We start from the raw sequence: 5,960 nt of genomic DNA, 5'->3' as shown, positions 1-5,960 counted from the left end.
AATTGATTTGGCCGGCAGGCTCAAAGTTAGTGCAGTTTTCTCTGCATTGAGTGCTACGCTATGCTCGGCCATATCTAATGTTTCTGAGGTAATTACTGCATTTGCACTTTTAACGCTTAGCGGCAGGTTGATATTTAAAGCAGGAACGGTTGTAGCGCCACTATTGACAAAAACCATCGTCATATCATCCTGGCCTTTATATGCGGTGACGCTAATTTCGCTGTTATTTGCAACTTTCCCAATTTGTACCCTGGTACGGCCGGTTGCATATTTAGCGTAATGAGAAAGCACGTAGCCCCTCTTTAGCGTTTGGCCCATGGTGGTGCCTTTATCTCCATCGCCCAACATGCTGTACGATCTTTTTAAGTACCACCAGAAGTAAGCGTTAAAGTTATTCTCCATGCAATCATTCAGTTCTTTGGCGAGAACTAAGGCTTGCGCCCAGCCCATTCCGTCGTTCACCTCGTTTAAGAGGTGCTCTGTCATCCAAATTTCTTTGCCTTTTTGCCGCGCCAAAGGATAGTCTTGCAAGCCGCCGCCATACAAGTGGCCACCGGCAATATCTAAGTTGTTTACCGCCACCGGATCGTTAAGCACAGGGTCCGTGTACATTTTCTTAAAGTTGACCGCTTCTGCAGCAAGCACTTTGGCGTTGATGCCTCCGGCGTAGTTTTTTATAAAATCAAGTATTTGCGTCGGCGACCATTCGCAACCGTCGTATTCTGGACTCCAATCCGGCTCGTTTTGAATAGAAACAGCCTCTATGGTGATGCCCTTATCTTTCATAAAGGCAATAAAATCATTAAGGTGCTGTACATAGTCGGCATATTTTTCTGGCAGAAGGTAGCCGTGAAGGTTGCTATTGCTGCTTTTCATTGCAGAGGGCGGTGTCCATGGAGATGCTAAAATTCTTGCGCCTAAAGATTGTGCCTTTAGGGTTGTAGCCACATCACGGCCCCAATCTGCTTTGTTGGGATAAATCATAATCCGCATCATGTTATAGCCGAGACCATCTTTTGAATACATCTTTTCCACCTCGGCGGTGCTGAGCTGCGGCGCTGCCCAAACATTGTTCATCCCACCAAAACCGGTAACCGCCTGATAGGTGATACTTGGATCAAAGCTGAGTTCTATAGGTGCCGGAGCAGCTTGTTTTACGTTTAATGTAGTTTTAGCGCCCGTTTTTTTGTTGGTAAGTACAATAGCTTGTTCGCGGGCTTGCGATGTTGGGTTGGCCGTGTAGTTAAACTCAACTCTTGTGGTATTGCTATGCGCCTGGCTACCCCCTTTTAGGTAGGTGAAGCCCGATAAGAAGCCATCTGTATTGGTGGACAGCTCCCATTCTGTGAAGGCCCATTTTATAGTGAACTCGGCCTTGCCGGCCTGTGCAGGGAGGTTGACTTCTGAGGAAGAGAAACTTAAAGAACTGTCTTTTATAACTTCATCCTTTTTTTTGCAGGAAGCAAAAAATAAAGCGCAGAGAAAAAATACATAAAGGCTTCTTTTCATTTAGTTAGGTTTTTTTAGGGTTTAAACTTTAGTTATAATTTGCTTATTGTTTTTTAGAGACTTTCAAGAAAGCGGTAGCACTTCCTAATTCGCCATTATTAGACATTGCCTGGATATTGATTTGATAAAGACCTTCTTGGTCGGAGGTGTAGAAACTCAACTGCGAATTGCCGTCCTGACCAGCTTGCTGAGATGGACTCCAGAACAGCGTTGTGCGGTAATCGGGCAAATGGCTATTATTATTGGCTTAATGTAAATCTTGCAGACTAACTGGCTGACTATCGCATTTAAGTTAGTATTTGATAGATAAACGGCAAGCGACGAAGAAGCCCCGACGGAGGAGTTATTGCACTTATATCAGAGACCATTCAAGAGCGACAAAAATTTATTAATGGCTTCTCTTCTTTAGCAGTTGCTGATAAATCGTATCGGGAGGTAAACCTGTATTATCAGAAATTGCTATTCCAGCCTTCTCGAATTCATGGGCTAGCCTTTTATCAAAGCCTTTTAGATATAATGCAAATGATAAAGAATCTTTTACATTAGGAATGAGGTTGAAAGGAGTATTTGGTTCCTTAAACTTGTATAAAGTAGCAGTAGTGCTATCGTTTCCTTCTAAATATACCGAATCACCATAGTTTGTAATCTTAGCCGCATACTGTTTGGTAAGGTATTTCAAAGAATCATTTTCAATTTTATATTTAAGCTGAAACCTCCCAACCTTTTGATTATAAAAAACTACGTATTGCGAATCTATACAAAATTCAGTATATCCATTTTCTAAAGTAAATCTATGCCATTTTCCAATGATGGATATTTTTTTGTCTGTCAGGACTTTATTCTTCGGGGAATCGCAGGAAGAAATGATAAAGATGACAATAGCAACAATACTAGATAATAATCTCATCGTAATAATATTTAAAAGGTAGGTGGTTAGGTCCTTAAAGTAGACTTCAGAAAATTAGACGTATTAATAAATACAGTCCAGTTATTATCCTGGACTGTATGCAACTTATTGTGCCCAAATAGTACAGTTTATACTACCAGCAGTATTAGTACCCCATGTCTCTGAGACCATAATGGCGGGAATATTTAATTGGCCGAGAGTATATCCATAACTTTTCCATTTATTATAATGGTTAGCAAAAGTAATGACGTGATTTCGTCCGGTAGAAGTTTTAGTAACTCTAGAGCTGTAGATCTGCCTAAAACCGTCGCCTCCGTCGATATTTTTACCACTCATCCAACGAGTCCATACATTATAACCAGCTCCATCACTGGTAAAAGTACCTAAATATGTACCAGTATGAGGAGATTCTGTTCCCCATGTTTCATTAACGTAATATTCATAATATGGACTTCTGCTCCATCCATACCACCCAAAAGTACCGCCGCCAGAGTTTGAATAAATCCCAAGATTATAACCTATTTTATAAGATGCTGAGCCACTAGAATAGCCCTTACCACACGTAAAATTTCCGTTAAAGCCGTTCCAAGAAACCGAGTAATTCCCACCTGGACCATTAGCGTAATTAACAGTACCTGTAGCGCCGTCACTTTTCCAAAGTGACCAAAAATAGCCATTATTTGTGCCAGACTGATACGATTGCACTGCAATCTTTCTTTTGGAAAGATCGGCTGTAGTAGCAGCAGCAACCTCTGGAGCTGCTTCTTTTTTACAACTTGTTAACATTGATGAACATGCAAAGCCAGTTGCAAGCGTGGCAAAAGCAACCTTCCTGGTTACTTCCGCTAGAGTTTTTCTTTTTTTCATTTAAATTTATTAATTGGTTAACGAAATAACAAATTCTCTCTCTTTTTAGATGGTAATATTTGCTAATTATAAGAAGCAAATGTTCAGTAGAATTTTAGAACAGATAATTTGTTAAACCTCTGTAATTAAGTAAATGGTAATATTTGCTAATTATAAGAAGCAAATGTTCAGTAGAATTTTAGAACAGATAATTTGTTAAACCTCTGTAATTAAGTAAATTATGATGAAACAAACATAATAAACCAAAACTATAATTGCTCGATATTAATAGCAGAAAAGGAAAATTTAAATCATTTACTGCTACACAAGCAAATAATAACATTTAAAAAGGAAGTGAAGTTAACGATCCGCTAATGAAAACATAATTGAAAATATTCACTCACAAATCAGCAAGAAAATAAAAAATAAGCTATAATAAGATTTAATAAGACATAGGTTGAAGCCCGATTTCGAATAATAAGGCTTAACGGAAATGCAGATTTCCTTTGTCTATATTACTGGACATTTAAACAGGCTTTCATTTAATATTTACCATTTCAATAATTCCTCATCAAACCCAATTGGTAAGGTATATTTCCATAGTCACCGTAATTTCCATTTTTAACGCCTTGAATAAGCACATCGCAATGATCAATATTATCGACTTCCATAAGCTGGTTGTTTGATGAACGTACTACCTCTCCGTGAGAAACCTGATCCGTCCAATGGTCTGCATTATCCACCAAATTATGGTAAGAAGCCCATTTTTCAGAAACCTTTTTCCACTTACCTGCCAAACTTGCGGATACCCAAAGTTCGAAGTAGCGGTTGTCTTTAAGGTCTTCAACCATCATATAATAATTCCCGTCAGCTTTGTTTTTGTAAACATGAGGTGCTTCGAAAGTGTCATCAACTGCAACTTTTGCTTCGGACCAGCTATAAGGGAAATCGGTAATAGAGGTTTGTCGCGATTTAATATTGTGAGAACCATCTTGTGCAGAATAAAAAACATATACATTTTTATTGTCTGCAATGCACCAAAAATCTATACCATCTGAGAAACCCATTGCTTTTCCCAAGGTCCATGATGCTGGATCAGCAACATCGTTAGAAACGGAAAAAGTGGCGCCCTTTCCACTTTGAAAAATAAGGAACCAGCTATCTTTTCCATCAAACCGAAAAACCTGAGGCGCACAAAAGTAAGATCCAGCGTCAACTGAACCCATATATGTACGCTCTGCAGTTTTTAGTCCTTTAATTGAAGAAGCTTTAGCATAACCCATTCTCCAGCTACCATTTGTACCCTTATCTCTTCCGGTATAAAAAAGATGGTATTTCCCTTCGTAATAAACAATAGATGGATCTTTCACAGCTAAAGCGTCAAACGAACCAACAGGCCCGTTGAGAAAACATCTTTCATCCACATGCCAAGTCGGCAATGGGTTTACAAGTGAAATAACTTCCTCTTTTATTACCGTATCTTTAGTTTCTGTAACAATTTCTTTCTTGGAATGATTTCCTTTTTTACATCCTAAAAAAGAAAGTAATAACACGAATGCAATTAAATTTTTCATCGTTTACTGAATTATCGGCTTAGATGAGCATACATCTATCAATTAGCTTATTTAATTAGTTTTACGGAAATAATTGATTTGGCCGGCAGGCTCAAAGTTAGTGCAGTTTTCTCTGCATTGAGTGCTACGCTATGCTCGGCCATATCTAATGTTTCTGAGGTAATTACTGCATTTGCACTTTTAACGCTTAGCGGCAGGTTGATATTTAAAGCAGGAACGGTTGTAGCGCCACTATTGACAAAAACCATCGTCATATCATCCTGGCCTTTATATGCGGTGACGCTAATTTCGCTGTTATTTGCAACTTTCCCAATTTGTACCCTGGTACGGCCGGTTGCATATTTAGCGTAATGAGAAAGCACGTAGCCCCTCTTTAGCGTTTGGCCCATGGTGGTGCCTTTATCTCCATCGCCCAACATGCTGTACGATCTTTTTAAGTACCACCAGAAGTAAGCGTTAAAGTTATTCTCCATGCAATCATTCAGTTCTTTGGCGAGAACTAAGGCTTGCGCCCAGCCCATTCCGTCGTTCACCTCGTTTAAGAGGTGCTCTGTCATCCAAATTTCTTTGCCTTTTTGCCGCGCCAAAGGATAGTCTTGCAAGCCGCCGCCATACAAGTGGCCACCGGCAATATCTAAGTTGTTTACCGCCACCGGATCGTTAAGCACAGGGTCCGTGTACATTTTCTTAAAGTTGACCGCTTCTGCAGCAAGCACTTTGGCGTTGATGCCTCCGGCGTAGTTTTTTATAAAATCAAGTATTTGCGTCGGCGACCATTCGCAACCGTCGTATTCTGGACTCCAATCCGGCTCGTTTTGAATAGAAACAGCCTCTATGGTGATGCCCTTATCTTTCATAAAGGCAATAAAATCATTAAGGTGCTGTACATAGTCGGCATATTTTTCTGGCAGAAGGTAGCCGTGAAGGTTGCTATTGCTGCTTTTCATTGCAGAGGGCGGTGTCCATGGAGATGCTAAAATTCTTGCGCCTAAAGATTGTGCCTTTAGGGTTGTAGCCACATCACGGCCCCAATCTGCTTTGTTGGGATAAATCATAATCCGCATCATGTTATAGCCGAGACCATCTTTTGAATACATCTTTTCCACCTCGGCGGTGCTGAGCTG

6 protein-coding genes are annotated in these 5,960 nt (G+C 40.0%); all 6 read right to left on the bottom strand.

Translation table 11 applies throughout. From position 1 onward, the window contains the following. Positions 1–1,509 (bottom strand): glycoside hydrolase (locus BCY91_RS08465; RefSeq protein WP_120181539.1); only part of this gene is annotated, 1,509 nt, incomplete at its 3' end. Positions 1,510–1,552: 43 nt separating this feature from the next. After that, positions 1,553–1,738 carry a hypothetical protein gene (locus BCY91_RS17595; RefSeq protein WP_120181538.1) on the bottom strand — a complete coding sequence of 62 codons (186 nt, stop codon included), beginning with the start codon at positions 1,736–1,738 and terminating at the stop codon, positions 1,553–1,555. Between the two features lie 159 nt (positions 1,739–1,897). Continuing rightward, positions 1,898–2,416, bottom strand: a complete 519-nt coding sequence (locus BCY91_RS08455; protein WP_120181537.1) for a hypothetical protein — start codon at positions 2,414–2,416, stop codon at positions 1,898–1,900. A gap of 105 nt (positions 2,417–2,521) precedes the next feature. Then, positions 2,522–3,283, bottom strand: a complete 762-nt coding sequence (locus BCY91_RS08450) for a glycoside hydrolase family 11 protein (protein ID WP_120181536.1) — start codon at positions 3,281–3,283, stop codon at positions 2,522–2,524. A gap of 536 nt (positions 3,284–3,819) precedes the next feature. Continuing rightward, positions 3,820–4,836 carry a non-reducing end alpha-L-arabinofuranosidase family hydrolase gene (locus tag BCY91_RS08445; RefSeq protein WP_120181535.1) on the bottom strand — a complete coding sequence of 339 codons (1,017 nt, stop codon included), beginning with the start codon at positions 4,834–4,836 and terminating at the stop codon, positions 3,820–3,822. 47 nt (positions 4,837–4,883) lie between these two features. Beyond that, a partial coding sequence (locus BCY91_RS17590) for a glycoside hydrolase (RefSeq protein WP_220699458.1) occupies positions 4,884–5,960 on the bottom strand: 1,077 nt, incomplete at its 5' end.

It is taken from the genome of Pelobium manganitolerans, from assembly GCF_003609575.1.
Lineage (GTDB): Bacteria > Bacteroidota > Bacteroidia > Sphingobacteriales > Sphingobacteriaceae > Pseudopedobacter > Pseudopedobacter manganitolerans.
Note: the sequence above shows the minus strand (reverse complement) of the source record. Positions and strands in the feature narration are given on the sequence as shown.

Bases quoted from the DNA above. Each gene is read 5' to 3' on its own strand.
- BCY91_RS08455 (WP_120181537.1), bottom strand. From the start codon at position 2,416: ATGAGATTATTATCTAGTATTGTTGCTATTGTCATCTTTATCATTTCT.
- BCY91_RS08450 (WP_120181536.1), bottom strand. From the start codon at position 3,283: ATGAAAAAAAGAAAAACTCTAGCGGAAGTAACCAGGAAGGTTGCTTTT.
- BCY91_RS08445 (WP_120181535.1), bottom strand. From the start codon at position 4,836: ATGAAAAATTTAATTGCATTCGTGTTATTACTTTCTTTTTTAGGATGT.